The sequence below is a fragment of the Mucilaginibacter endophyticus genome (genome assembly GCF_003351025.1).
GTDB classification, from domain to species: domain Bacteria; phylum Bacteroidota; class Bacteroidia; order Sphingobacteriales; family Sphingobacteriaceae; genus Mucilaginibacter; species Mucilaginibacter endophyticus.
The window spans coordinates 1-23,635 of the sequence record NZ_QPCG01000013.1 but is presented as its reverse complement, the minus strand read 5'-3'; the positions used below and the strand labels follow the sequence as shown (position 1 = coordinate 23,635).

Here is a 23,635-nt window from a genome sequence, read left to right as displayed (position 1 = left end):
TGGTTTAATTTTGTTGATGAAGAAAAGGAATGAGGTTTATTACCTCTTTGCGGAAAATAAAAAGCAATACTGCCGAACTGGTGAATACCAGTGTTGCCAGTATAAAAAGCTGCCCTCCATCACCCTGTACCTCGATGCCCAGTTTGGTTAGGTGGAAAAAAATGGCGCCGGCCATTAACCCTACAGCTAACAAAGCACCAATGCCGGTTGTACGCGGAATAATGATGAGTATAGCCGCCGCAAGTTCCAGGCTGCCGATACCTATACGCCCCCAGGGCTCCATGCCTAGTTTAGTAAATATGTAAACCGACTCGGGCGCGGCGGTGAATTTGAAAAACAAGGTTTGCAGCATAATAATAGCCGCTAAGAGACGCAGGCTCCAAACCAGTATATTGAATTGTGTGTATGTCATAATTGTTGAGTTTATGCTTGCGCCGGTTTTTCCGGTTGTTGGTATAGTTTAATGGCCGCGGCAACAATATCCTTAGCTACTTCAGCTTTGTTTTTAAGGGGGAATGACTGAAATTGGAAATCGCGGTTTATGATGGTGATTTTATTGGTATCGTACCCAAATGTGGCGCCTTTGTCCTGTACGGAGTTCAATACTATCAGGTCGAGATTTTTTGTGTAAAGTTTTTTAAGGGCGTTTTGCTCCTCGTCGTTAGTTTCAAGGGCAAATCCAATTGATAGCTGATCGTTACGTTTGATTTTACCAAACTCGCATGCGATATCTACATTTTTAACCATTTGCAGGCTGAACTCATATGCCGATTTTTTCATTTTTTGGCTGTATACCTGCGCCGGTTTATAATCGGCTACTGCCGCCGCGAATACCGCGACGCAGGCTATTGAAAAATAAGGCTGGCAAGCTGCATACATTTCATCTGCCGAGTTAACAGGAATAACTGTAAGCCCGGGATGAGACAAGCTGATATTGACCGGACCCGAAACCAGGACGACATCAAAGCCCTTTTCTAAAAACGCCCCGGCAATGGCGTAACCCATTTTGCCCGATGAATGGTTGCTGATGAAACGCACCGGATCAATAGCCTCGCGGGTTGGGCCGGCAGTAATCAGTACTATAGGTTTGTTGTTTGGAGTTTTCATCTGTTTGCTTGTGGTTTCTTTTTATTCCCACCCTGGGAGGGGTGCGGTTGACAGAGAAGTGGCAGGGAGGGGTTTCTACGCCCGTCGATTCGAGCAAGCTTCAGAAACCCCTTCCTCCTCCTTCCCCCCGGGAAGGAATCGCACATTGCCCGCGCTTTTCCTTCCTTAGATTTTACTTTTGTCCCTTCACTTCAGGCCACTTCTCATCGGCTGCTTTGATGAGGGTTGCCTGGTCTTTTTCCCACAGTTCCTTTACTTTATCGTTATAATTGAAATACAGCTTGTCATTTACAACCGACCAGGTATCTGTCTGGGTAGGTGCCTTGTGACCTTGTGAGGTTCCATAAGCGCAATAACCGCCGTATTGTGGAGCATACTTTTCAGGGTCAGTTTTAAAAGCTTCGAGGTTTTCATTATTTGAGAAAAACCATGTAGCGTCTTTCCATTTATATTGAAATTTTTCGGAGCCTTTTACCGGTTTTGATTCTTTGAAAAAAGCGACCGGGTCATACCCTTTAATGGCTTTGCCACCGGGAGCAAATATTTCTGATTGCTGTGCATAGGTCTGGATAGCGGTAATCAATGCCAGTGCCGCTATAATAAAAAAGCGTTTCATTTTCTGTGGTTTTTGGTTGATTTATAATTAATTATTGAACGGTGGTTAGCGGACAATCTTAGCCCAGCTGGCATCGGCACGGGTTTTCAGGTTAGCTTCGTCCTTATCCCATGATTTTTTAGTGTTGTTGAAAAACTTGTTATAAAACAGGTACAGCTTACCATCAAGCAGTTTGAAAGTCTTGGGATCTATCTCAACTTTTTCGCCTTTCGCGCCCATAGCATAAGCGCACCAGCCACCGTATTGCGGTTCATATTTGGCGGGGTTGGCTTTAAATAAGTCCCTGTCTTGTATTGTAGCAAAATTGTAAGTAACGCCATTATTGGCGAGGGAGATTTCTTTTTTGCCTTCAATAGCCTTTTGTTGGGTGAAGTAGGCAACAGGGTCATAGCCTTCAATGGCAAGGCCGGTATTATCTAAATTAAATTGTTTTTTGCGAACATCTGTTTGTGCCTGTGCCGAAGCGACGCTTACAGTAAACACGGTTACTAACAGTAGATTGAATAATTTTTTCATGATTGTGTTAAACTTGATGTCTGATTTTTCCCTCTTTGTCGGGACCGATCATCAAACCTTACAGCGAATCAGAAAAAACATTTAAATGTAGAGGTAAAAGAGATTTTAGGAGTATGTTTGTTGTTGATAAGGTGTTGTTTATTAGTTGTTTGTGGGTGTTTGTGAAGAGGGGCTAATCCTGAAGCTTATCTATCTTACTTTGAATAATGGCGGTATCGGCAGGTGTTTTTATCAGTGTTAAGGCATTTTGAAAGTTGAATTTTGCTTGTTTATTATCAATGCCGGTGTACAGTTCGCCAAGCAGTGTATAGTAAAACTGGTTGCCAGTAAGTTGAAGTTTTTCGGCTTCAATGATAGCCTCTCGGGGGCTATTAGCTTTGGCAAGCGCGAAGGTGCGGTTAAGTGCAGCCACCGGCGAATACGCTATTTGCAGCAGGCGGTTATAAAGCTGCAAAATGTTTTCCCATTTTTCTTTAGTATCTGTTTTTTGGGTGTGCCAATAAGCTATGCTGGCTTCAAGGTGATATTTTGATAGGCGGTTACCTGTAGTGGCCTGGTTTAAATACCAGGCGCCTTTGGCTACAAGATCCTGGTTCCAGAGGTTGGTGTCCTGATCGTCGTATAATATCAGTCCGCCGTTTTGGTCTGTACGTGCCTCAAACCGGGAAGCGTGAAAATACATGAGCGAAAGCAGGGCGTTAACCGGCGGTTTGTTGGTGCTTTCGTTTTCAATAAGCATATGACAAAGGCGCATAGCCTCAAAGCAGAGGTCTTTACGCAATACCTGGTTCTGACTTACCGAATAATAGCCCTCGCTAAACAATAAGTAAATGGTAGTTAGTACATTTTCCAGGCGGTTATCCATTTCAGCCAAATCAGGCATTTCAATTTTTATATTCTCGTTGCGGATCTTTTCCTTGGCCCTGAACAGGCGTTTATTAATGGTCTCTTTACTTGCCAGGAAAGCCTCGGCAACTTCATCAATCCCAAAACCGCAAAGGATCCGTAAAGAAAGCCCGATCTGGGCTTCGGGCTGTATAGCCGGGTGGCAGATGGCAAACATCATCTGTAGCTGGCTGTCGGTAATGTTTTTAGGGGATAGATCGATATCCTGTTCATAAGCATCATCGGTTTTTATTTCCGGAGATACCTTGCTTTCAAAAATGGTGTTACGCTGTAAATGGTTTTTTGCCTTGTTTTTAGCAACGTTATAAAGCCAGGCCGTTGGATTGGACGGAATACCCTTATAACTCCAGGCCTGCGCCGCGGTAAGGAAAGTATCGCTGGCTATATCCTCCGCGGTTTCCATCTGATCAAACCCAAAGCGGCGGCATAGCACCGATATTATTTTACTGTACTCTGTACGGAATAAATGTGGGATGAGTTCCTGGGTTTGCATTGGGATAGATAGTTAGCATCGNCACCGATATTATTTTACTGTACTCTGTACGGAATAAATGTGGGATGAGTTCCTGGGTTTGCATTGGGATAGATAGTTAGCATCGCTAAAATATGTCATTGCGAGGAGGAACGACGTGGCAATCGCACGGAAGCACAGCCGCTCTGTATAGCATGCGGTTGCCACGCTTCACTCGCAATGACATGATTTTAATGTGGTTTATGATTAGAGATCTTTAATGCACCCCATCATTCTTAGCAATTTTTCTTACTTCAACGGTATTGCCATCACCTTGTAGTACTGGGCAGCCTTTGGCAAATTCAACGGCTTCTTCAACCGAATCGGCCTTTACGGTGATGAAACCGCCTATAGTTTCTTTGATTTCGCCGAAGGGGCCGTTGGTAACCACGCCGCCATGCCCTACAATTTTAGCGTCGGCAAATGGTAAGCCCGTGCCACTAACAAACTTATTTTGAGCAGCTATGCCACCAATCCAGTCCATAGTTTGTTTCATCCAGATTTGGATCTGTTCGGGAGAAGCTACCTTGTTGCCATCCTCGTGCCTGAAAATTAAAACGAATTCGTCCATCTTTTTAGATTTTAAAGGTTAATTAAATATATGAATTACACCTCTATATCAAATGAGATTGGGGGAATAGGACAAGGGAGGGGAAATTATTTCGGAATTGGGAGGTTGGATTTCGGAATTGTCTGAACCGGGATTAGAAGGATTTGTCGAATTATTGGATTTTGTCTGAACCGGAATTTTTAGAATTAATGAATTAGCAGAATGAAACCACATTAGCGCAAGTCTTGAGCTGGAGAATCTGTGATAGATGGCTTGTGCTTTCAGAATAGGCACAAATGAGCATACCCATGTCCAACCACACAACACTTGAGCCTGAAAAGGTACAAAGCGTCCCTGATCTCTAATCACCAACCTCTAATCACAAAATTAAGCCATCGCAAACTCTGGCTTTACTTCGCTCAGGTGTTTGTTGTACCAGTTGGTGCTGTTGTATGGGGCGTTAATTTCGTAGATCTCTGGTTTTAGCTTCAGCAGGTTAATGATGTCCTGGCATGAAAAGCGGTTACATACTGGATATAATTCTTTGAATACGCGTTCAATAAAATAAAAATCCTCCGGGTGATCAAGCGCGAAACGGTGCGACATGGAATAATCCAGGCCGGTTTCCCAGGTTACATTACCGATATTGAAAATAAGCGGGTTTTCATAGATGTATGGTGAGGTATGCTCAAGATCGTAAGGGCGACCGGCATTTTCCCAGGCTTGTTTCAAACAGGCCATGGTCATTACTTCTACATCGTTACCGTCAGGGTAGGTAGCAGGGTACAGGTTGCTCACGTAATCAAACTTTTGTCTGTTGCTGAAAAAGTGTTCCAGCACTTTATCAATGATCCGCGGATCAATCAGCGGGCAATCGGCAGGGATTTTTACAACTACGTCGGCATTGAAAAATTTAGCTGCCTGGTAATGCCTGTCCAACAAATTGCTCAGGCTACCACGGTAGCATGCAATGTTAAGGTTTTCGGCCTCTTGGGCAATAACATCATCTTCGCTACCCTCGGTGGTGGCAATAACAATACTGGCCTGATGCTGAATCATGCCAATGCGTTCCACCATACGGGCCAATAAACTTTTACCTGATATTGGCAGCATTACTTTGCCATATAAACGACTTGAAGCCATGCGGGCCGGCACTATAATCACTACGCGCTCATCCATCTTTTCCGGAAATTTGAGGTTTATCAAAAAAACATTAACAGGTTAAATGTATAACGGCAAGGTTTAAATATGGCGAAGTTTATATTATCAAATTGTTAATCTGATAGGTGGTCTGCAAAAAATAAAACCCGGCACCAGGGCCGGGTTTTACAACATAGGTAAAGGTAAATTAATAGTAGAAAACGTTGGTTTGAATACCTGCACTTAATTTTTTATCATCGGTAGCCGCGGCTATGCCCTGCAGCCAAATGGTATAAACCGAACCTGCGCGTAGCGTAACATTAGTAAGACTGGCTAATACCGTGGTAGTTCCTTTTTGACGAATGTTAAGGGTATAAGTATTACTGCCTTTAATGGTAACAAAGTTTGAAACCTGCTTGTAAGCTTTGTTTGTTGCCAATACACTGTCTTTTGAAGTAACCAGGTCAACAGCGCCCGCATCGGCACTTAAGTTGGCCAAACGGATACTCGCCATGCCGGCTGCCGGCTGAACAATAGAATCGGCCACAAAAATTACATCGCGTTTGCCTGTTGTATTGGCCAGGTATACCGAGTAAAGTTTTTTGGCTGTCAGATCGATGGTATCGGCTGCTACTTTCTGTTTGGTGCCCGAAACATAAAAGGTAGCCGTTCTTTTACCGGGATAAGCGTTAACGTAATCTATGCCATGACCATACCGGATAGGGAAGTTATTGGCCCTGTTGGGTTCTAGGTAAAAATCAACCGGATCAGAATCTGGTGAAGCATTGATAACGGAAACGAGCGCCACTTCCGGCTGAACGTAGTTGTTATGATCTTTTAAACACGAGCTGAAGGTTGCCGCCAGCAAACACACCATCCCGATAATGCCTGCCCGCCTTGTTAATTTTCGCTGAACTGTTTTCATAAACTAAAATATTGGTAGTAAACTGATATTTTAACTTTACGTAATCAGCAGGCATTACGCTACTTGGGGTCTTAAATTTTAACCCATAGGTGCTATTTAGCATAAATACGTTTGGTCCTGGGTTTTAGTATGTAAACTACAGCGCTTTCAATTGTAAAAAAATAGCGGATAAATGTTACCCGCTATCATAATCATAAATGGAAGTTATACTATAGGAATGGTACCGCCATCGATAGTAAATTCGCCCCCATTTAAATACGCTGCCCGGTCTGATACCAGGAAGGCAACCAATTCGGCAACTTCTTCAGGCTCTGCCGGGCGCCCCATAGGGATACCGCCTAACGAATCCATAATAGTTTTAAGCGCCGCTTCCTTGTCGCCACCGTTTTGTGATGCAAGGTTATCGATCATACCCTGCGCTCCGCCGGTGTTGATAAAGCCGGGAGCTACCGAGTTAACGCGTACGCCTTTTGGGGCAAGTTCTTTGGAGATCCCCTTGCTGTAATTGCTCAGTGCCGCTTTGGCTGCCGCGTAAGGCAGGGTAGCCTCATATAGCGGCATTTTGCGCTGGATAGACGAAATATGTAATATTACGCCATGTTTTTGATTGAGCATGGTTGGCAGTAACCCTCTGTCTAACCTAACAGCTGCCAATAAATTAGTTTGAAGTGCGGCCTCCCAGTCCTCATCACTGAGCACCATAACTCCTCCTGCGGGTGATTCTGAGCCGCCAAGGTTGTTGATCAGAATATCGATGCCGCCCAAACGTTTAAGAGTTTCGCTGACCACTTTATCGGTACCTGCTCTTGTGCTCAGATCTGCCTGGATAAAATGTTCCGGACTGATATCAGCAGGCTGAGTACGGGCGGTGGTTACAATGCTGGCTCCGCCTTTGAGCAGTCGGTCAAAAATAGCTTTGCCCGCACCTTTGGTCCCGGCGGTAACTAATATTTTTTTGCCTTTAAACTCAATTGGGTCGATATTGAAATTTGCTTTTGCAATCATTTTTTTGTCGATTTATGTTGATATGATAATGCAAAATTGATGAAGTATCAGGGGCGGGTCAAGTACGGAAAAATGATTCAATACGGATAAATTTATCCCTGTACTTACCGAAATTTGTAGTTTAAATAATACCGAAAGGGGGAATTGAAATGTACGAACGGAAATTACCTATACAGGAAGAATGCGGTCTTGATCTGATACGTGAAGTGGTGTTTGGCAAGTGGAAGATCCACTTGTTGTACTACATATCGCAAGGCATCAGCAGGCCCGGGCAACTACAAAAAAATATTCCTGAAGCATCCCGCCGGGTTTTAAATATTCAACTGAACCAACTGGAAGATGATGAGCTGGTAGCTAAAAAGGTATACGATCAGCAGCCACCCAAAGTGGAGTATTACTTAACAGATTTGGGAAAATCAATAATGCCCATCATAAATGAGCTTGGGCAATGGGGAGATGATAACAGCGAGCATCTGCGCCGGGTGATAAAAAAACGATTGGTATTGCCAGAAGCTTAAGAAATAAAAAGGCAGCTTAATAAACTTTCGACTGCCTTTTGTGGTGTGGCTATTACGTGGGGTATTAAGTATAGTTTCTATCTATAGGTTTTATTTATCTAATTGTTCATCAATCAGGTGCTGCAATTCATTTTTAAATTTATCATCGAGTTTGATGTTTTCGTCAACAGGCCGATGGAGCATGTTCCTGATCATCCGGTTAATTGTGGCGCTCTGTTGCTGGAACACCCTGCAAACACGGCAGCCGGCCAGATGGATCTTTAATTCCAGTTTTTCGCGAAGGGTGATTTCTCCTATATCCTGCTTCTCAATCAAATAAGTAGCCTTTTTGCAGTTGTAGGCTATTTTAGTTAATTCATCCATATCATTTTGTTTAAATCCAGTTTTTTTGAAGACACTCTCTAAGGCTTAGTTTGGCCCGGTGGATAATTACCCAAAAGTTTGAGGGGCTTATCCTTAGGTCGTTGCAAATGATATCCGTTGGCTCATCGTCCAAGTGCTTCATAGTGAAAACCGAAAGCCATAACGAAGGCAGCTTTCTCAGGCACTTTTGCAGTATCAGTTCAAATTCTTTGCTTTCTAACAGATCTGTTTGTTCAATGCCAAATTCTGCGGGCCGGTGGTTGGGTTTCCAGTTATGCGCGTCCGGTTCAAAAAAATCGTCGGTTTCCTGTTCGGCAGATGTCATTCCTGGTTCATTAACAAAGGCCGACGCTTTTTTGCGGTAAACGTCAATTATCTTATTTTTTAAAATAGCCGTAAGCCAGGTTCGTTCGGTGCTTTTTCCCTCAAACTTTTGAAGCCGTTCAAGACCTGCCAAAAAGGTTTCCTGCACCAGGTCACGCGCCAGTTCCTGGTCATTAATGCGGGTTAACGCGTATTTATAAAGATAATCGGCATGCCGGGTTACCCATAAACGGGGAGCGGCGCTGTTATCAAGCCCGATATTTGTGCTGTTTTGGCTCTGCATAAATCAATGTGGTGGTAATGGTTTGCGTAAAAATGTGTCGCTTATACTATCGTTTGATGCTTTGATTTGTGCGTCAGTCGGAGGAAAGGGAGAATCCTTACAAACTTTTTTATTTTTTTATTTAAGCAGGAAAAGCTGTCACTGGTGAACTACAGCAATTAAATGATAGAAATATTTTAGTTAACCTGTAAGGTTCTGCTCATATCTGCGACAAAACGGGTATGAAAAAGATAAATCTGTTTATTATGCCATTGATGTTGTTTGCACTCAACGCATGCAGTCAAAGCGCGCCGCATACCGAAAATGTTGTTGATACTAAAACGTACCCGCTTGCTAAACCGGCCAGCTACTGGAAACAGGTATTAACGCCCGAGGCTTATGAGATATTGGTAAATAAGGGAACGGAACAGCCGTATCATAACCCTTATTGGAACAACCATGAGAAAGGAATATACGTGAGCGCGGCCACCGGAAAACCGTTGTTCAGTTCGGACGCCAAATTTGAATCGGGTACGGGTTGGCCAAGTTTTTTTAAACCTATTGATCCTAAAGCCATCAAAATTGTAAAAGATACCTCATACGGGATGGTGCGTGAGGAGGTGGTTGAAGCCAGTACCGGTTTACACCTCGGCCATGTTTTTAATGATGGGCCCGCGCCTACAGGTAAACGCTATTGTATGGATTCATATGCGTTCAAGTTTGTTCCGGCTAAATAATTATAACTAAATAAAAGATCATGATAACAAAAAAGTTAAATATATGCTTGTTGGGCTTGCTGATATTATTTGGTTGCGCCAACGCGCAAACCAGTGAAAGTGGCTTTGCGAGCCTGCCGGCCCCAAAAGCAGGCGAAAAGGTTGCCACTTTTGCAGGTGGTTGTTTCTGGAGCCTTTCGGAAGGTTTGTATGAGTTAAAGGGCGTTAACAGGGTGGTGGCAGGATACTCTGGCGGCAAAACAAAAAACCCAACTTATGAAGATGTCTGTGGTAAAAATACCGGTCACGCTGAATCTGTACAGGTATACTACAATCCTTCCGAAATAAGTTATGCCGCTTTGGCCGAGGCTTTCTTTTACGCCCATGACCCAACAACGGTAAACAGACAAGGCCCGGATGTAGGTGATGATTATCGCTCAGTAGCTTTTTACCGTAATCCCGAAGAAAAGAAAACGCTGGAGAATGTAATAGCTAAAGTTAATGCCAGTCACCATTACAACAGCCCTATTGTTACGCAGGTTGTTCCGTTTAAAGTATTATACCCTGCCGAAAATTATCACCAGGGGTATTACAGGTTACATATGGATAATCCGTATATCACGCATGTATCTATGCCAAAGGTATTAAAGCTGCGCAAAGCAATGAACAGCTTGTTGAAGCCGGAGTTTCAGCATAAGGATCAAATTTAAGTGTGATTGTTGTATTTGGTTGCCCGGTTGTTCTTGTTGTTTATTTTGGGGCAACCGGCACCAAATAACTAATTGATTGTTAATCAATACTGAACATCTCATTTAATTCAGGTAAAAATTAAATTACATCACCTCATAAAAACAAACATGGTAAAATTTGCATTGCTGGCCAGGCTTGAAGCCAAACCAGGTAAAGAACAGGAAGTGGCCGATTTTATAACAAGTGCCCTCCCACTTGCGCAACAGGAAGTGGATACCGTAAGCTGGTATGCGTTAAAGATAGGTCCTTCAACCTTCGGTATTTTTGATACGTTTGAAGCAGAAGCAGGTCGCGAAGCACATTTAGGTGGCGAAATAGCCAAGGCGCTAATGGCAAAAGCACCGGAATTACTTGCCTCTGCTCCTGTAATAGAAAAGGTTGATTTGCTGGCAGTAAAATAAAGTCATTCTTTGGATTTCAATATTACAGAATAAGAAGGGCTTAAATAAAAAAGGTTCGGCGATAGCCGAACCTTTTTTATTTAAGGTGTTGTATGTTTAGATCTTTCCAAATAGCTCGGCAAGTTTATTTTCCAGGTCCTCGCCCCGCAGGTTTTTACCTATGATCTTTCCGTTAGGATCTAACAGGAAATTTTGAGGGATACCGCGTACGGCATAGAGGTCAGCCGCTTTGCTGTCCCAGAATTTAAGGTCGGATACGTGGTTCCATGTCAGGCCATCTTTATGGATAGCTGCCAACCATTTATCTTTCGCGTTTGGCCTGTCTAACGACACACCAAGGATGGTAAAGTTTTTAGCTTTGTAAGCGTTATATGCTTTTACCACGTTAGGGTTTTCACGACGGCATGGGCCGCACCATGAAGCCCAGAAATCTATCAGTACATATTTTCCACGGAATGATGACAGGCTAACCATTTTACCAGCGGTATCGGCTTCGGCAAATTCAGGGGCTGTGGCACCCAATGCTACCGCTTTTAATTTAGGTAAACGTTCTGCAAATTTCTTACCCGCTTCGGTTGCTTTAATAGCCGGGCTGAAGTTGTTAAATAATGGGGCGATATCCACGTAATCGGCACTGTATGCGTATGATTCAAGCGCGTTAAGGCTCACGTACGAGTCAGGGTTTTCCTGGATGAATTTTTTATTTACCAGGGCATCCTGATCATCTATTTTCTTTTCTTCTGCGTTTAAAGCAGCCAGTTGGTCTGGTGTAGCGGTTTTACGTTTGGTCGAAAGTGCTTCATAAGCATCGTTAATTGGTTTTTCGGCCAGGTTATATTTTTCGTTGTCGTTATTGGTTTTGGTGCCTTCTATTTTCGCTTCGGCAATTTTATCAGTTGCGGTTACGGTAATAGTACCGGGTTCCAGGTAAAGGGAACGGTAATCTTCTGAGCTGTGGAGGCCGGTGCCTTTAGGGTTAAATAAAATATAACCGCTTACTGGTGTCGTGCCTGTTTTACCGGTAAATTTAAAGTTTCCACTATTCAATACTGTGGAGTCAACGATAGTTTTACCGTCTTTACGGTATTGCACATACACTTTTGCAGGTGCGTTATAATCGCCAATTTTACCTTGCACGGTATATTGGGCATCCTGAGCAAAAGCTAAAGCAGGGGCGCTTGCGATTGCCGTTAAAGCTATTTTTTTAATTGAGGTCAAGTTCATATCGCAATATAATAAAATTAGCCGGCTATTAAATAACCGGCTAACTCAATGGTGAATTTGACATAATAATGAATGTAGCCATCAATTGGCTATGACACCCTATTAATTATATTTTCCAAACAGTTGCTCCAATTTGGCATCAAGGTCTTCGCCGCGCAGGTTTTTTGCAATAATCTTGCCTTGTGGATCTATCAGGTAGTTTTGAGGGATGGATGTTACCGAATACAGTGCTGCGGCCTGGTTATTCCAGAATTTAAGATCGGATAATTGTGTCCAATCCAATCCATCGCTTTTAATGGCCGCCAGCCATGCCGATTTGCCATCGGGCCTATCCAAAGAAACTCCAACTACTGTAAAGTTCTTGTTTTTAAACCTTGCATAGTTACGTGCTACGTTAGGGTTTTCCTGGCGGCAAGGACCGCACCACGATGCCCAAAAATCAAGCAATACATACTTGCCCCTGAAAGAGGATAGTTTAACCGGGTTGCCGTTAACATCGTTCTGGATAAAATCCGGAGCTTCAGAACCAATGGCCGTTACTTTTAAGGCTTCAAGCTGTGCTTTCATCATTTTACCGGCCTCGGTATCTCTGATGTTTTGAGATAACGAATTGTATAATGGCTCAACTTCGCTTACATCCGGGGCTGGGCCACTTACCGAAGTTAGGGCAAGCAGGCTTAAGTAACTATTTGGGTTAGCCGAAATAAAGCTTTTCAATGTTGTTTTTTGCTCTGTTTGTAATGCTTTATACCTCGCCTGCATAGCACTTCTGAAAGCCGCCGATTTCTGCTGCTCAGGGGTTGCGGCCTTAGCTTCGGCCATTAGTTTTTCGCCTTTTTGGTTGATGGCTTTTAACTGTGCCTGTAGTTTTACGTTATCGATATTGAGTTGTGAGCCAGTGATTTGCGCTTTATCGATAGAATCTTTGCTGGCAATAGTGATCGTGCCTTTTTCCAGGAAAAAATCCAGATCATCAGCCGTTTTTGAAATAAGGCTGCCGTTATCAGCATATTTATAATTGGCGTCGATAAATTTTTCGAGCGGTAAACCTTTATAGTTTACAGCTATGGTAGCATTAACCGGGTTGATAATAGTGCCGGTAAAGGAGAATGCCCCGTTAACCACATTGGTTGAATCGGTAACATTGTTGGCACCTAACTGGTATGATAAATATACTTTAGCGGGAGTGCTTACATTCCCTAATTTACCATTAATAATAAAGGTGTCGTTAGTTTGCGCGAGCGCCGTTACCGGCAACATGGCAACTATGTAAAAAAATAATTTCTTCATCAAAATATATAAAAACTCTACGCTGCTAACGTTTGAGCATGGTTAAAATTGTGAATATCAGTTTAATTTTTGATAGGTGCGCCACCAAAGATCGGGCAATTCGCCGGACGTAGCGGTTTTATAATCGGCATAACTGCAGGGCACTAAATGAAAACGCTCATTAGGCGAACCCGCCGAAGGATAGGGCACCTGCATCCACCAGCGGTCGGATTTTTTACTTTTTACAAATACCACTTCCTGATCTTCATGAGTTAAACTGGTTTTATAAATAAGGTATTGCGATTTAGGGTTAAGCGGAAAATCGCGCTTACGGTTATAAAAGCCATCAATAAAATACCAGATCATTTGGGCCAGTTGCCAGGCGGTTTGCCCGTTGCTGTCATACGCCGGGTTAAACTCATAAAAACCAATTGAGGTAAGTTTATCATTAAAACCGGCATAGCGGCAAAGCTGGCAAGCTTCTTCGCCATAAAAACCATTTGGTGTGGCGTTGGCATTACCCATGGCATCGGCAGCCCGGATAGCACCGATATCAAAACTTACCATGCTGGCGTTGCGGATAGCTGGCTCGGTAACTGCAACGTTGCCGCTCAGCTCGCCCAGACGGTGTACGTCAAAATAAAGCTTATCCATTACCCGCAGGCTATCCTGGCTTACAAAATAGGTTTGATAGCCCAGGTTGCTGAAATTGAACAGATAATTAGGATCATGCAGGAATATTTTGTTAAGATAGGAAGCTGAAGTAGTTTCGATGCTCTCGCTGTGATTGTCTTCATCCAAATCAAAATGCGAATCGATCACTACCAGATCGACTTTTTGCTCAAGTTCCTCATAGCCCAAATACTGAGCGTAAGTAATATCCTGTCCGCCGCCTAAAATAACCGGGATGATATCTTTTTTGATCAGTTCGGACACTACGGTTTTAACCGCGAAGTAGGTGTCCGTTACCTTTTCGCCGGCGCGGATATTACCCAGGTCGGCAATTTTTACCGAGTAGCCGCCCTCGTTTAACTGGTAAAGTTTTTCGCGGATATAATCAGGTCCAAGCGAGCAGCCGGGATTACCAACCGCGTTACGATCATCCATAACACCGATGATAGCTATATCTGTTTTTTCTTCCAGATCGGGAAAATCGACAGAGTAATGCACAATTTTATCGCCAAGCTGGCTTGTATAATAGCCCTTTTTAGGAGCTATCTTTTTAAGATCAATCGGCGTAAAAAAATCAGCTAATGACATAAATTTTAGATGTGCAAATTTTTAGATGTGCAGATTTCAGATGTGCAAATGTGATTATAAATGTGCGGATTTCAAATGTGCAGATGTGCAAATGATTTGCAGATATTTTAGATTACGTTTTATTGTCTTGTAAAGGAGTTCATATCGGAGATGTGCGCATCAAAAAATAATCTGCACATTTGCACATCTGAAATCTGCACATTTAAAGGAATGATCTTAATAACAGGCGCAACCGGTTTCCTTGGGGCCGAACTGGCGAAACTTTTGGTAATTACCACCGGCCAACGGATCCGCTGCACAAAAAGGGCAAGCTCAACTGTGCCCAAATTGCTGTTGCCTTACCAGGAAAATATTGATTGGGTTGACGCCGATATGATGGATATTTTTGCACTGGGCGAAGCGCTTGATGGCATTACGCAGGTTTATCATTGTGCCGCCTGGGTATCATTAAAACAGGCCGATAAAGAGCCGATGATCAACACCAATGTCACCGGAACTGCCAACCTCGTTAACCTTTGTACTGAGCGTGGCATAAGGTTGGTACACGTAAGTTCGGTAGCTGCTGTTGGCACTGCCAAACCCGGCGAACTGATCACCGAAAATCATCACCTGGAGCAATCAACAGAGAACGACGGTTATGCCATATCCAAATTGGAAAGCGAGATGGAAGTTTGGCGCGGTATTGCCGAGGGCTTGAATGCTGTTATTGTTAACCCATCTATTATTATAGGAGCAAGCGCCGGTACTCAGGGGAGTGGTGCATTATTCAATACTGTACGCAAAGGGCTAAAATTTTATACATCGGGCACTATAGGTTTTGTTGATGTTGAGGACGTTGCTAAAACCATGGCTGGATTGATGAACAGCGACATCACGGCCGAACGCTATATCATCAGCGCCGAAAATCGTGATTATAAGGGAATGGTTGCCGAGATAGCTGACGGCTTTGGTATTAAGCCCCCTGCTATTTATGCAAAGCCCTGGATGATGGAACTGGCCTGGCGCTTGGCGGCTGTTGGAGCTGCTTTAACAGGTGGTGTTCCTGCTATAGATAAAACATCGGCCCAAACGGCTTCATTAACCCGCGAGTTTGATAATTCAAAAATTAAGAAAGCCATAGGTTTTGAATTTAAACCCATCAGCAATACGGTTAAGGAAATTTGTGAGGCGTTAAAATAGTCTGTATTAACGGTTGACAGGAGGCACCTACGGAGCCTTCGGTTTGGATTTTTTTTCTATAAACATGATACTCCTACGGAGTTTTGAGAAATAATATTGACACTCCGTAGGAGTATCGTGTTTATAGTTTAGATTACAAAATCAAAGTCAGACTCCGTAGGTGTCTCCTGATATTAAAGTGATTTTTCCTGTTTTAATAAAGAATAGCACGATATCTAAATTTAAACTACAAACTCTCTATACTTCCTCAGCAAATTTTTTTGCACCTTTGCACGCAAGATGGAGCAGTACTTTATTATTGATTTCGACAGTACCTTTACACAGGTTGAGGCCCTTGACGAACTGGCCCGTATATCTCTCAAAAATCGCCCCGACCGCGAGGATATCTACAAACAGATTGAAGATTTGACCAATGCCTCGATGGAAGGTAAGCTATCCTTTACCGAAAGTTTAGAGCGCAGGGTGAAATTGCTCAATGCCAATCGCGATCATTTAAAGCAACTGATCAGCCATCTTAAAAAGAAGGTTTCTACTTCGTTTTCGCGTAATACCATCTTCTTTAAAAATCACCAGGACGAGGTTTTGATCGTTTCCGGCGGGTTCAAAGAGTTTATTACCCCGGTAGTTACCGAGTATCATATTAAAAAAGAAAACATCTACGCCAATACTTTTGAGTTTGACGAAGAAGGCAATATCATAGGTTACGATCGTGAAAATCCGCTTTCGCAGGAAGGTGGCAAAGTGAAGCTGTTGAAAGAGCTGCAATTACCAGGCGATATCTATGGCATTGGCGATGGTTATTCTGATTTCCAGTTAAAGGAATCGGGCATGATCAAAAAGTTCTTCGCTTTTACTGAAAACATCGAACGTAAATCGGTAGCCGAAAAAGCCGACCATGTCACCCCGAGCTTTGACGAGTTCCTTTATCTTAATAAACTGCCCCGTGCTATCTCGTATCCTAAAAACCGCATTAAATGTTTGGTTGTAGGTAATGTTGATGAAGATGCCTTAGACCAGCTTAAAAAAGAAGGCTACAACATGCGCCACCGCGAGAGTGTTGAAGAAAAATATCTTGAAGAAGCCGGTGTATTATTTTGTGATGAAGAACATCAGCCAAGTGCCGAGCAGGTTCAAAATGCAGGCAGGTTAAAAGTAATCGGTGTTTTTGGTAAATGTAACCGTAAACTGGCCGATGCCGCTGCCGAAAGCGGGATCATCATATTTGACGACCCGAGGCATAACCCGCACAGTAACGATTTTCTCCCTAAAAGGGTAATGGCTTTCATGAACGAAGGCAAAACGCATACCAGCTGTAACTTTCCTGATCTGCAGCCGCCACGTATTAACAATGCCCACCGTTTAATTCACATCCATAAAAACGTACCAGGTATCCTGGCCAAGATCAACGACGTTTTTGCCCGCCACAACATTAACATTGTGGGAGAATTCCTGGTTACTAATCCACAGATAGGCTATGTAATTACCGACGTTAATACAGGCTATGATACCGAAGTGTTGAATGAATTAAAAGCGATTGAACATACCATTAAGTTCAGGCTTTTATACTAATCTTTCGCTTCTATATAAGGTACAACCAATACAGGTATCAATGATTTATTGATCACTTGTTCGGCAACATTGCCTAAAAAAAATTTATCGATACCGGTACGACGGTGTGTGCCTAAAACTATCAGATCGGCATTAAACTCCTGGCTGCATTCAATAATACCTTCGGCTGTTGAGCCGTACTGGGTGAAGTGAGCTATTTCTAAACCTGTGCCCCATTCTTTCGATGCCTGGTTTAGCAAGGTGGCAGAACGCTCGGTTTGCAGTGTTTCTAACTCTGTCCCCGGTAGGTTTAAGTTAGGATCAAAAGGCGTACCGAGCAAACCATCCTGGGTATCAACAGGCATTACAATGGGTTCAACTATATGTACCAGACCAACCTCGGCGCCGTAGGTATGTGCTATGTCAAAACCATAGGCTGCTGCATGACGCGAAAATTCGCTTTCATCAATGCCGATGAGTATCTTCCTGATCTTCATAATAATATTATAAGGTTTGTATCCATATAACAACCTAATACGGATATGTTTTAGCGGGATACTATTTTATTACCTTTGAAGTATGCATTTTTCACCCGAAATTGAAGACCGCTTAAACCGGTTGCAGGAAAAATATGAAGCCATGGGCCAGGATATGAATTCATATCTCGATGGTTTACTTTATGCCGATTTTTTAACCTACTGGGATTACATCCACCTGGATACCCTGCTTAGTTTACAAAACCCTAAAACCCCATTTCCTGACGAGGAAATTTTTATTATTTATCATCAGATCACGGAGCTGTATTTTAAACTTGCCCTGCATGAGTGCAGACAAATAGCCGAAGCCAGCCCCCTGACCGCCGATTTTTTTACGGCGCGGTTAAAAAGGATCAACCGGTATTTTGGTGCGTTAACCCATTCGTTTGAGATTATGGTTGATGGGATGGAGAAAGAGCAGTTCCTAAAATTCAGGATGTCTTTACTGCCTGCAAGTGGTTTTCAGTCGGGGCAGTACCGCATGATCGAGATCTATGCGACCGATTTTATAAACCTGGTGGCAAAAGATAAACGTGAAGAACTACAGCACGCGACTATCGAAGAGCAATTTGAGTACCTGTACTGGAAATTTGGAGCTACCGAACTGTCTACCGGGAAAAAGACGTTAACACTTAAACAGTTCGAAAAAAAATATTCAAAAACCTTTATTGAGTTGGGGAAAGCGGCTGTTTCGCATAATTTTAATACGTTAGCCAAGCAGTTTGAAGCATCCGCAGAACTTACCCCGGAGCTGCGGATCGAATTGCGCCAATTGGATATCAACGTAAATGTAAACTGGCCATTGTCGCATTATAAATCGGCGGTGCGTTACCTTAACCGCGAACCGGAGGATATTAAGGCTACGGGAGGTACCAACTGGCAAAAATACCTGCCACCGCGCTTTCAAAAACGGATCTTTTATCCCTGGGTGTGGAGCGAAGAGGAGAAAGATAACTGGGGCAAAGCCTGGGTTGATGATGTGCTGAGTGGTATTTAAGCTTTGCGATCATATTGTCAAAATGATATTTTTATGTGTGATAATCACCAATTACACGCTTAATTTTTTGGCGTAGGCCATAAAAATGCCTAACTTGCCATTTTCTATAATTTATTAATTTATAATGCCATGACCGAGACATTGGACATCAAGATCAGCAGGACAACTGCTTCCCGTTTGCAGCAAACGGACTTCGACAACTTACCTTTTGGAAAAACTTTTTCTGACCACATGTTTGTGGCCGATTACGCGGACGGTGAATGGAAAAATCTCTCGGTCATTCCCTACGGCGAAATTGGTCTAAGCCCTGCAATTTCAGCACTTCATTACGGACAAGCGTTTTTTGAAGGCCTGAAAGCCTATAAACATGCCGATGGAAAAATTACTGTTTTCCGTCCGGATAAAAATGCTATCCGTTTTAACAAATCGGCCGAGCGCCTTTGTATGCCAACTTTGCCAGAGGAAATCTTTTTACAAAGTATAGCTACCCTGGTTGATCTTGACCGCGACTGGGTACCTTCACAGCCAAACCACGCTTTATATATCCGTCCGTTTATGTTCGCTACAGATCCGTACCTGGGCGTAACCCCGTCTTCAACTTATAAATATATGGTATTGGTTGGCCCGGTTGGCCCGTACTTTTCAAAACCATTGCGTGTTAAAATCGAAACACACTATACCCGTGCAGCCGAAGGTGGTATGGGCTACGCAAAAGCTGCCGGTAACTACGGAAGCTCAATGCTGCCTGCCCGCAAAGCAACCGAAGAAGGTTTTGATCAACTGATTTGGACTGACGCTAAAGAACACAAGTTTATTGAAGAAATGGGTGCGGCTAATGCTATGTTCCTGTTAGATGGTAAACTGATTACTGCCGAAGCTAAAGATACTATTCTGGATGGCGTAACCCGCGATACCGTTATCGCCTTAGCTAAAGAATGGGGAATCACGGTTGAAGAACGCAAGATTTCAGTAGCCGAGATTGTTGAAGGCGCAAAAAATGGTAAGTTAACCGATGCCTTTGGTGCCGGTACTGCCGCTACCATTGCTCCGGTAGCCTCAATCAGCTATGAAGGTCAGGAATACTTCCTGAGCGATCCGAAAACCCGTGAGTTTTCGAACAAAGTATTTGATACGCTTGATGCTATTAAATATGGTACCGCTCCTGATACCCACGGCTGGAACTACCTGGTTAGTGAATAATTATCAGCAAAATATAAATGTAAAAGGCCCTCTCTGCTTTTATAGTAGAGAGGGCCTTTTGTTTTAACACTACAGGGCATCTCTTATTTTATTTAAGTTCTTTACCTAATTGATTTACTTGCTTTAGCCATTTTTCCCGTTGTTGATCGGTTGATTTCCTGATAAAGCCAAAGGTTGAGAAACGGATTGGATCGAACCCGACATAACCAAATACAATGTCTTTAAGGATCTGATATTGCGATGCCCGGTAGATCAGGTAAAACCACCATTTTGGTGTATCCATGGTAACCATCAGCCGCATACTTTTCCCCTTCAGTAGTTTTTCAGGAAATATTTTGCCTGATTGATGTTTAAAAGCAAAGCCCGGCAAAAATAACCTGTCTATAAAACCTTTAGTAATGGCAGGCATAAAGCCCCACCAGTTTGGATAAACAAATACCACATGATCGGCCCAGGTAAACATTTCTTGCGCAGCCAAAAGGTCATCTTCCATATACTCGCCGGTTTTGTAACCTTCAGCAAGATTTAAATCAAATTTTAACCTGGATATATAAAGTACCTTACAGTTGGCTCCGGCACTTTCCGCGCCTTTTTGATAGGCGTTAAGCAGCGCGTTACAAAATGAATTTTCTGAAGGGTGGCCGAGAATGAGTAATATATTCTTTTTCATTGCAGTATCTTATTGATTGACAATGCAAATCTGCTAAGGAAATAAGAGAGACACTTGACACATATGTGCCAAAAACTATTGGTGCGCTAATTTCTGGCGAATACGGGTAAGGGACTGCCGCTCGATGCCCAGGTAACTGCAAAGATGAGATAAGGAGACACGGTTAAATAAACTTTTCTTGTTCCGGCTGAAATCAAGATACCGTTCTTCAGAAGTTTGGAAGATGAAGCTTTCTATACGGGCCTGTTGCCGTTTTAATACTTCCTCTGCAATTAAACGGCCATAGCGTTCAAATTGTGGAGATTGCCGGTAGATCCATTGCAGATCATCAAACGAGAGGCAAACAAAAGTAGCAGGTTCCAGGCACTGGATAGAGTACCGGCTGGGTTGCCGGGCTATGAACGAATGATAATGTGTGGCATAGTCGGTTTCAGCATAAAAACCAACCGTCCGCTCGTTGCCCTCATCGTCAATATAAAAAGAACGGACTAAGCCGGTGGCGATAAACCCTAAAGCTTTTTGAATCTTCCCAGCCTCCAGGAAAAATTCTTTCTTTTTTAGCTCTTTAATGGTGAGTTTAGAAGCAAATAACGCGAGTTCATCATCAGTTAGCTCCGGGCAAATAGCCTTTACTGATTCCAGATATGTGTTTATTGCTGCTACCATTATTGTTTATTTTTTCATATCATCAACCAATCATTTTAAAGATAGTAAAAGCTGGTTGCTGATAAAAATAAACCTCATGTTTGGCATTTGCCCGTAGTTTGGCTTGTTCGGATGAGTTTTCTTTTAGCAACGAAAATAGAAATTGCTATGCATGCATAATAATTATTATCATTGCAGGAAATTTTAACCGGCTCAATCTCATGCAAGTTTTACATAAACAATGGCTACAAATTTCGCGCCTTTTGCGTGGCGAGTACGTTGTTAACGCGGTACGTTGCACAAGCGTGATAGTTGCGCCGGTAATTGTTTTTGCCAATATTGGGCTACTTACACCCGGAATTTACATGGGCCTTGGCACGTTGCTGGTGTCGCTCACTGATTTGCCTGGTCCACGTATAAATAGATTGAGGTTTTTATTTCTGGGTAGCCTTACACTTGGCTTCGTCGCTTTCATTACAGCCGTTGCATTGCCTTCTCCCTGGTTGATTGCTTTATTGATAATCAGTTTTTGTTTTGGTTTTTCAATGCTGGCCGCCTATGGCGGCAACCTCAATGCAATTGGCTCATTGGCACTCATCATGATGGTTTTTACAATAGGGCTTAGGCCGGTAAATCCTTTTTCATTTGTATGGCCGGTTATATCCGGGGGAATTTGGTATATCCTATGCACTAGTATAGACACGTATTTTTTTCCTCACAGAAGCATAAATAATGCGCTAAGTGAGTGTATGATTGCGATGTCGCATTTTTTGAGAAAGAAAGCAGTTTTTTATAATTGTGATATTCCATTAGGTGATGCCTATAAGGATATTATTCCCGGGCATTTATCCGTATGTGAAAAGCAGGAGAGTCTCAGGACAATATTGTTGTCAAAAACTACCGTTTTCAATAAGGGAAACCGGTCCGGAAAACTGATCAGGCTTACAGCTGAAGTAATAGATCTGTACGAACAAATATTAGCCATTCATTACGACTATGAATTTGTACGTAAGACCCTTCAGGAACTGGAGGTGCTGGAACAGATTAAGCGGATGATCGAGGATGTTGCAGATCAACTGTACCTGACAGGAATTTCATTGCACGTGGCCGGAAAGAAGAGATATCAAATGCCCATTGCCAGCAATAATGCCGTTTTAACCCAACTAAAACAAGTTGCCCAAACGGGTGACGCTAATACGGCGGATCTGATTAATGCGATCTGTAAAAACATTGAGCAAATTTGTAACAAGCTTACATTAATTAATACTTTGGCCGTAGCAGAAGGGCATCATTCGCTGGAGGGAATAGATAGTACGGATGCGATCCGTTTTTCAAGCATCTCAAAGATCGATTTTTCAATACTAAAACAACACCTCAGTTACCATTCCCCAATTTTTCGTTTCGCATTACGATTGACAGTCTTATGTATGGTGGCGTACACGTTGATGTTATTCGTGCTGCCCGGCAAATATTCGTACTGGCTATTGCTCACAATTGTGATCATTGCCCGGCCAGGTTTTAGTGTAACTAAGCGTAGGAATGTGCAGCGAATAGCAGGTAGTTTAGCAGGCATTTTTATTGCGTACGGCTTGCTTAACCTGAAGCTTCCCATTAATGCCCAATTTTTATTGATCGCGGTTTTCCTTGCTGGATATATAGGTTTCCTGTATGTTAACTATTTGGTAAGTGTAATTTTCATAACCATTGTCGCAATTATTGGTCTGCATCTTCTGGGAGGTAATAACGATTCACTGCTGATACAAAGAAGTTATACTGTTTTGTTGGGAGGAGGAATGGCTCTTGTTGCTGCTTTTTTGTTCCCGTCGTGGGAAACTAACAGAATAAGGAATTTGATAAAGAACGCGCTGGCCTCGAATATTAATTTATTGGAAGACCTGGTGAGTTTGACTAAGCTTCAATCTGTAAATCTGATTGAATATAAATTAAAGAGGAAACAGGTTTTTGTAGATACGGCAAATCTTTATAAGTCGTTCGAGCATCTCCGGAATGAACCTCCCTCAACTGGATTTGATTTGGACTTGCTTTACCGATTTCAGGTGTTTAATCATGAATTGTATGCTTCGACATCATCATTGTTTCATTCGCAACTTAACGAGGACCAATTTCAAAATAACCCGGATATCATTAAATCGCTGGAATTTTCGTTAAGCTATTTAAGGAAGGGATTGTCTGTAATTTCCGGAACTGCAGAAGTATCAGCCATATCTGACAAGGAGCCGCATATGGATTCCTATTGTTTCGATGATCATTTTGATGTACCTAAGCAATTGGAAGTGATAACTATCCGGGCCCCTCGGATTTATGATCAAACCAAAATGATGAATACTTTCTGGATGGCAGGTGCGTCGAAATAGTATACCGGATGGGTTATAGCTTAACTTTTTCTCATTGAGAAATAAGGAGTTAAAAGAAATCAGGGGTGAATACTCGGAAATAATTTGGAAAGGGTCGAAAAGTGTCTACCTTTGCAGCCCGC

Annotated in this window: 26 protein-coding genes; 9 read left to right on the top strand and 17 right to left on the bottom strand. The window is 42.8% G+C overall.

The genetic code is table 11. The features are described from left to right. Positions 1-4 precede the first annotated feature (4 nt). The 9 genes from DUL71_RS30735 to DUL71_RS30695 all read right to left on the bottom strand — a co-directional run bounded on the left by DUL71_RS30735 (position 5) and on the right by DUL71_RS30695 (position 7,276). Positions 5-412 carry a DoxX family protein gene (locus tag DUL71_RS30735; protein ID WP_114941651.1) on the bottom strand — a complete coding sequence of 136 codons (408 nt, stop codon included), beginning with the start codon at positions 410-412 and terminating at the stop codon, positions 5-7. 11 nt (positions 413-423) lie between these two features. Further along, positions 424-1,107, bottom strand: coding sequence for a phosphopantothenoylcysteine decarboxylase domain-containing protein (locus DUL71_RS30730; protein WP_114941650.1), 684 nt, complete (start codon positions 1,105-1,107; stop codon positions 424-426). Between the two features lie 172 nt (positions 1,108-1,279). After that, complete coding sequence (locus DUL71_RS30725) at positions 1,280-1,723, bottom strand: YHS domain-containing (seleno)protein (protein WP_114941649.1); 444 nt, start codon at positions 1,721-1,723, stop codon at positions 1,280-1,282. A gap of 45 nt (positions 1,724-1,768) precedes the next feature. Further along, on the bottom strand, positions 1,769-2,239 hold the full coding sequence (locus tag DUL71_RS30720; protein ID WP_114941648.1) for a YHS domain-containing (seleno)protein: 471 nt from the start codon (positions 2,237-2,239) through the stop codon (positions 1,769-1,771). 172 nt (positions 2,240-2,411) lie between these two features. Further along, a complete protein-coding gene (locus tag DUL71_RS30715) occupies positions 2,412-3,638 on the bottom strand; it encodes an RNA polymerase sigma factor (RefSeq protein ID WP_114941647.1) in 1,227 nt (408 codons plus the stop codon). 235 nt (positions 3,639-3,873) lie between these two features. Then, positions 3,874-4,227: a YciI family protein gene (locus tag DUL71_RS30710; protein WP_114941646.1), complete on the bottom strand. Its 354-nt coding sequence runs from the start codon at positions 4,225-4,227 to the stop codon at positions 3,874-3,876. A gap of 366 nt (positions 4,228-4,593) precedes the next feature. Next, entirely contained in the window at positions 4,594-5,412 is an 819-nt protein-coding gene (locus DUL71_RS30705; RefSeq protein WP_223818018.1) for a cytidylyltransferase domain-containing protein, read from the bottom strand. A 142-nt stretch (positions 5,413-5,554) separates the two neighbouring features. Continuing rightward, on the bottom strand, positions 5,555-6,271 hold the full coding sequence (locus DUL71_RS30700) for a DUF4397 domain-containing protein (protein WP_114941645.1): 717 nt from the start codon (positions 6,269-6,271) through the stop codon (positions 5,555-5,557). Between the two features lie 204 nt (positions 6,272-6,475). Continuing rightward, complete coding sequence (locus DUL71_RS30695) at positions 6,476-7,276, bottom strand: SDR family oxidoreductase (RefSeq protein WP_114941644.1); 801 nt, start codon at positions 7,274-7,276, stop codon at positions 6,476-6,478. A gap of 149 nt (positions 7,277-7,425) precedes the next feature. Here DUL71_RS30695 and DUL71_RS30690 point away from each other — a divergent pair, with 149 nt between their 5' ends. After that, positions 7,426-7,794: a winged helix-turn-helix transcriptional regulator gene (locus tag DUL71_RS30690; RefSeq protein ID WP_114941643.1), complete on the top strand. Its 369-nt coding sequence runs from the start codon at positions 7,426-7,428 to the stop codon at positions 7,792-7,794. A gap of 90 nt (positions 7,795-7,884) precedes the next feature. Here DUL71_RS30690 and DUL71_RS30685 read toward each other — a convergent pair whose 3' ends face one another. Continuing rightward, positions 7,885-8,157, bottom strand: coding sequence for a hypothetical protein (locus DUL71_RS30685; protein WP_114941642.1), 273 nt, complete (start codon positions 8,155-8,157; stop codon positions 7,885-7,887). 10 nt (positions 8,158-8,167) lie between these two features. Then, positions 8,168-8,764 carry a sigma-70 family RNA polymerase sigma factor gene (locus DUL71_RS30680; protein WP_114941641.1) on the bottom strand — a complete coding sequence of 199 codons (597 nt, stop codon included), beginning with the start codon at positions 8,762-8,764 and terminating at the stop codon, positions 8,168-8,170. A 221-nt stretch (positions 8,765-8,985) separates the two neighbouring features. On the opposite strand from DUL71_RS30680, the gene msrB reads away from it, so the two are divergent. From msrB to DUL71_RS30665, 3 genes are all read left to right on the top strand, one after another. Next, entirely contained in the window at positions 8,986-9,480 is a 495-nt protein-coding gene (gene msrB / locus DUL71_RS30675) for a peptide-methionine (R)-S-oxide reductase MsrB (RefSeq protein ID WP_114941640.1), read from the top strand. Between the two features lie 20 nt (positions 9,481-9,500). After that, a complete protein-coding gene (gene msrA, locus DUL71_RS30670; protein WP_114941639.1) occupies positions 9,501-10,169 on the top strand; it encodes a peptide-methionine (S)-S-oxide reductase MsrA in 669 nt (222 codons plus the stop codon). 147 nt (positions 10,170-10,316) lie between these two features. Beyond that, on the top strand, positions 10,317-10,610 hold the full coding sequence (locus DUL71_RS30665; RefSeq protein ID WP_114941638.1) for a putative quinol monooxygenase: 294 nt from the start codon (positions 10,317-10,319) through the stop codon (positions 10,608-10,610). Between the two features lie 96 nt (positions 10,611-10,706). Here DUL71_RS30665 and DUL71_RS30660 read toward each other — a convergent pair whose 3' ends face one another. From DUL71_RS30660 to DUL71_RS30650, 3 genes are all read right to left on the bottom strand, one after another. Beyond that, positions 10,707-11,834: a TlpA disulfide reductase family protein gene (locus DUL71_RS30660; protein WP_114941637.1), complete on the bottom strand. Its 1,128-nt coding sequence runs from the start codon at positions 11,832-11,834 to the stop codon at positions 10,707-10,709. A 102-nt stretch (positions 11,835-11,936) separates the two neighbouring features. Beyond that, complete coding sequence (locus DUL71_RS30655; RefSeq protein WP_114941636.1) at positions 11,937-13,124, bottom strand: TlpA disulfide reductase family protein; 1,188 nt, start codon at positions 13,122-13,124, stop codon at positions 11,937-11,939. A 57-nt stretch (positions 13,125-13,181) separates the two neighbouring features. Then, positions 13,182-14,363, bottom strand: a complete 1,182-nt coding sequence (locus DUL71_RS30650; protein WP_114941635.1) for a formimidoylglutamase — start codon at positions 14,361-14,363, stop codon at positions 13,182-13,184. Positions 14,364-14,573: 210 nt separating this feature from the next. Between DUL71_RS30650 and DUL71_RS30645 the strand changes: the two genes are divergently transcribed. After that, a complete protein-coding gene (locus DUL71_RS30645) occupies positions 14,574-15,542 on the top strand; it encodes an NAD-dependent epimerase/dehydratase family protein (RefSeq protein ID WP_114941634.1) in 969 nt (322 codons plus the stop codon). 279 nt (positions 15,543-15,821) lie between these two features. Then, complete coding sequence (locus DUL71_RS30640; RefSeq protein WP_114941633.1) at positions 15,822-17,111, top strand: HAD-IB family phosphatase; 1,290 nt, start codon at positions 15,822-15,824, stop codon at positions 17,109-17,111. On the opposite strand, the gene DUL71_RS30635 is transcribed toward DUL71_RS30640, so the two are convergent. Then, a complete protein-coding gene (locus DUL71_RS30635) occupies positions 17,108-17,587 on the bottom strand; it encodes a universal stress protein (RefSeq protein WP_114941632.1) in 480 nt (159 codons plus the stop codon). The two genes, DUL71_RS30640 and DUL71_RS30635, sit on opposite strands and share 4 nt — an antisense overlap. 82 nt (positions 17,588-17,669) lie before the next feature. Here DUL71_RS30635 and DUL71_RS30630 point away from each other — a divergent pair, with 82 nt between their 5' ends. Together DUL71_RS30630 and DUL71_RS30625 are read left to right on the top strand one after the other, a co-directional pair. Beyond that, entirely contained in the window at positions 17,670-18,623 is a 954-nt protein-coding gene (locus tag DUL71_RS30630; protein WP_114941631.1) for a tryptophan 2,3-dioxygenase family protein, read from the top strand. Between the two features lie 129 nt (positions 18,624-18,752). Beyond that, on the top strand, positions 18,753-19,823 hold the full coding sequence (locus DUL71_RS30625; protein WP_114941630.1) for a branched-chain amino acid aminotransferase: 1,071 nt from the start codon (positions 18,753-18,755) through the stop codon (positions 19,821-19,823). An 88-nt stretch (positions 19,824-19,911) separates the two neighbouring features. Here the strand turns inward: DUL71_RS30625 and DUL71_RS30620 are convergent, their stop codons facing one another. Together DUL71_RS30620 and DUL71_RS30615 are read right to left on the bottom strand one after the other, a co-directional pair. Next, the gene (locus DUL71_RS30620; RefSeq protein ID WP_114941629.1) at positions 19,912-20,493 is read right to left on the bottom strand and encodes an NAD(P)H-dependent oxidoreductase; all 582 of its coding nucleotides are present in this window, start codon (positions 20,491-20,493) and stop codon (positions 19,912-19,914) included. A gap of 75 nt (positions 20,494-20,568) precedes the next feature. Beyond that, entirely contained in the window at positions 20,569-21,159 is a 591-nt protein-coding gene (locus tag DUL71_RS30615; RefSeq protein WP_114941628.1) for a Crp/Fnr family transcriptional regulator, read from the bottom strand. 200 nt (positions 21,160-21,359) lie between these two features. On the opposite strand from DUL71_RS30615, the gene DUL71_RS30610 reads away from it, so the two are divergent. Then, positions 21,360-23,513, top strand: coding sequence for an FUSC family protein (locus DUL71_RS30610; RefSeq protein ID WP_114941627.1), 2,154 nt, complete (start codon positions 21,360-21,362; stop codon positions 23,511-23,513). Positions 23,514-23,635 lie beyond the last annotated feature (122 nt).

Excerpts from the sequence above, each read along its gene's own strand:
- DUL71_RS30640 (WP_114941633.1), top strand. The coding sequence starts at position 15,822 with ATGGAGCAGTACTTTATTATTGATTTCGACAGTACCTTTACACAGGTT.
- DUL71_RS30625 (WP_114941630.1), top strand. The coding sequence starts at position 18,753 with ATGACCGAGACATTGGACATCAAGATCAGCAGGACAACTGCTTCCCGT.
- DUL71_RS30620 (WP_114941629.1), bottom strand. The coding sequence starts at position 20,493 with ATGAAAAAGAATATATTACTCATTCTCGGCCACCCTTCAGAAAATTCA.
- DUL71_RS30615 (WP_114941628.1), bottom strand. The coding sequence starts at position 21,159 with ATGGTAGCAGCAATAAACACATATCTGGAATCAGTAAAGGCTATTTGC.
- DUL71_RS30695 (WP_114941644.1), bottom strand. The coding sequence starts at position 7,276 with ATGATTGCAAAAGCAAATTTCAATATCGACCCAATTGAGTTTAAAGGC.
- DUL71_RS30690 (WP_114941643.1), top strand. The coding sequence starts at position 7,426 with ATGTACGAACGGAAATTACCTATACAGGAAGAATGCGGTCTTGATCTG.
- DUL71_RS30685 (WP_114941642.1), bottom strand. The coding sequence starts at position 8,157 with ATGGATGAATTAACTAAAATAGCCTACAACTGCAAAAAGGCTACTTAT.
- msrB (WP_114941640.1), top strand. The coding sequence starts at position 8,986 with ATGAAAAAGATAAATCTGTTTATTATGCCATTGATGTTGTTTGCACTC.
- DUL71_RS30720 (WP_114941648.1), bottom strand. The coding sequence starts at position 2,239 with ATGAAAAAATTATTCAATCTACTGTTAGTAACCGTGTTTACTGTAAGC.
- DUL71_RS30610 (WP_114941627.1), top strand. The coding sequence starts at position 21,360 with ATGCAAGTTTTACATAAACAATGGCTACAAATTTCGCGCCTTTTGCGT.
- DUL71_RS30730 (WP_114941650.1), bottom strand. The coding sequence starts at position 1,107 with ATGAAAACTCCAAACAACAAACCTATAGTACTGATTACTGCCGGCCCA.
- DUL71_RS30660 (WP_114941637.1), bottom strand. The coding sequence starts at position 11,834 with ATGAACTTGACCTCAATTAAAAAAATAGCTTTAACGGCAATCGCAAGC.
- DUL71_RS30680 (WP_114941641.1), bottom strand. The coding sequence starts at position 8,764 with ATGCAGAGCCAAAACAGCACAAATATCGGGCTTGATAACAGCGCCGCT.
- DUL71_RS30650 (WP_114941635.1), bottom strand. The coding sequence starts at position 14,363 with ATGTCATTAGCTGATTTTTTTACGCCGATTGATCTTAAAAAGATAGCT.
- DUL71_RS30735 (WP_114941651.1), bottom strand. The coding sequence starts at position 412 with ATGACATACACACAATTCAATATACTGGTTTGGAGCCTGCGTCTCTTA.
- DUL71_RS30665 (WP_114941638.1), top strand. The coding sequence starts at position 10,317 with ATGGTAAAATTTGCATTGCTGGCCAGGCTTGAAGCCAAACCAGGTAAA.
- DUL71_RS30725 (WP_114941649.1), bottom strand. The coding sequence starts at position 1,723 with ATGAAACGCTTTTTTATTATAGCGGCACTGGCATTGATTACCGCTATC.
- DUL71_RS30630 (WP_114941631.1), top strand. The coding sequence starts at position 17,670 with ATGCATTTTTCACCCGAAATTGAAGACCGCTTAAACCGGTTGCAGGAA.
- DUL71_RS30635 (WP_114941632.1), bottom strand. The coding sequence starts at position 17,587 with ATGAAGATCAGGAAGATACTCATCGGCATTGATGAAAGCGAATTTTCG.
- DUL71_RS30655 (WP_114941636.1), bottom strand. The coding sequence starts at position 13,124 with ATGAAGAAATTATTTTTTTACATAGTTGCCATGTTGCCGGTAACGGCG.
- DUL71_RS30710 (WP_114941646.1), bottom strand. The coding sequence starts at position 4,227 with ATGGACGAATTCGTTTTAATTTTCAGGCACGAGGATGGCAACAAGGTA.
- msrA (WP_114941639.1), top strand. The coding sequence starts at position 9,501 with ATGATAACAAAAAAGTTAAATATATGCTTGTTGGGCTTGCTGATATTA.
- DUL71_RS30645 (WP_114941634.1), top strand. The coding sequence starts at position 14,574 with ATGATCTTAATAACAGGCGCAACCGGTTTCCTTGGGGCCGAACTGGCG.
- DUL71_RS30700 (WP_114941645.1), bottom strand. The coding sequence starts at position 6,271 with ATGAAAACAGTTCAGCGAAAATTAACAAGGCGGGCAGGCATTATCGGG.
- DUL71_RS30715 (WP_114941647.1), bottom strand. The coding sequence starts at position 3,638 with ATGCAAACCCAGGAACTCATCCCACATTTATTCCGTACAGAGTACAGT.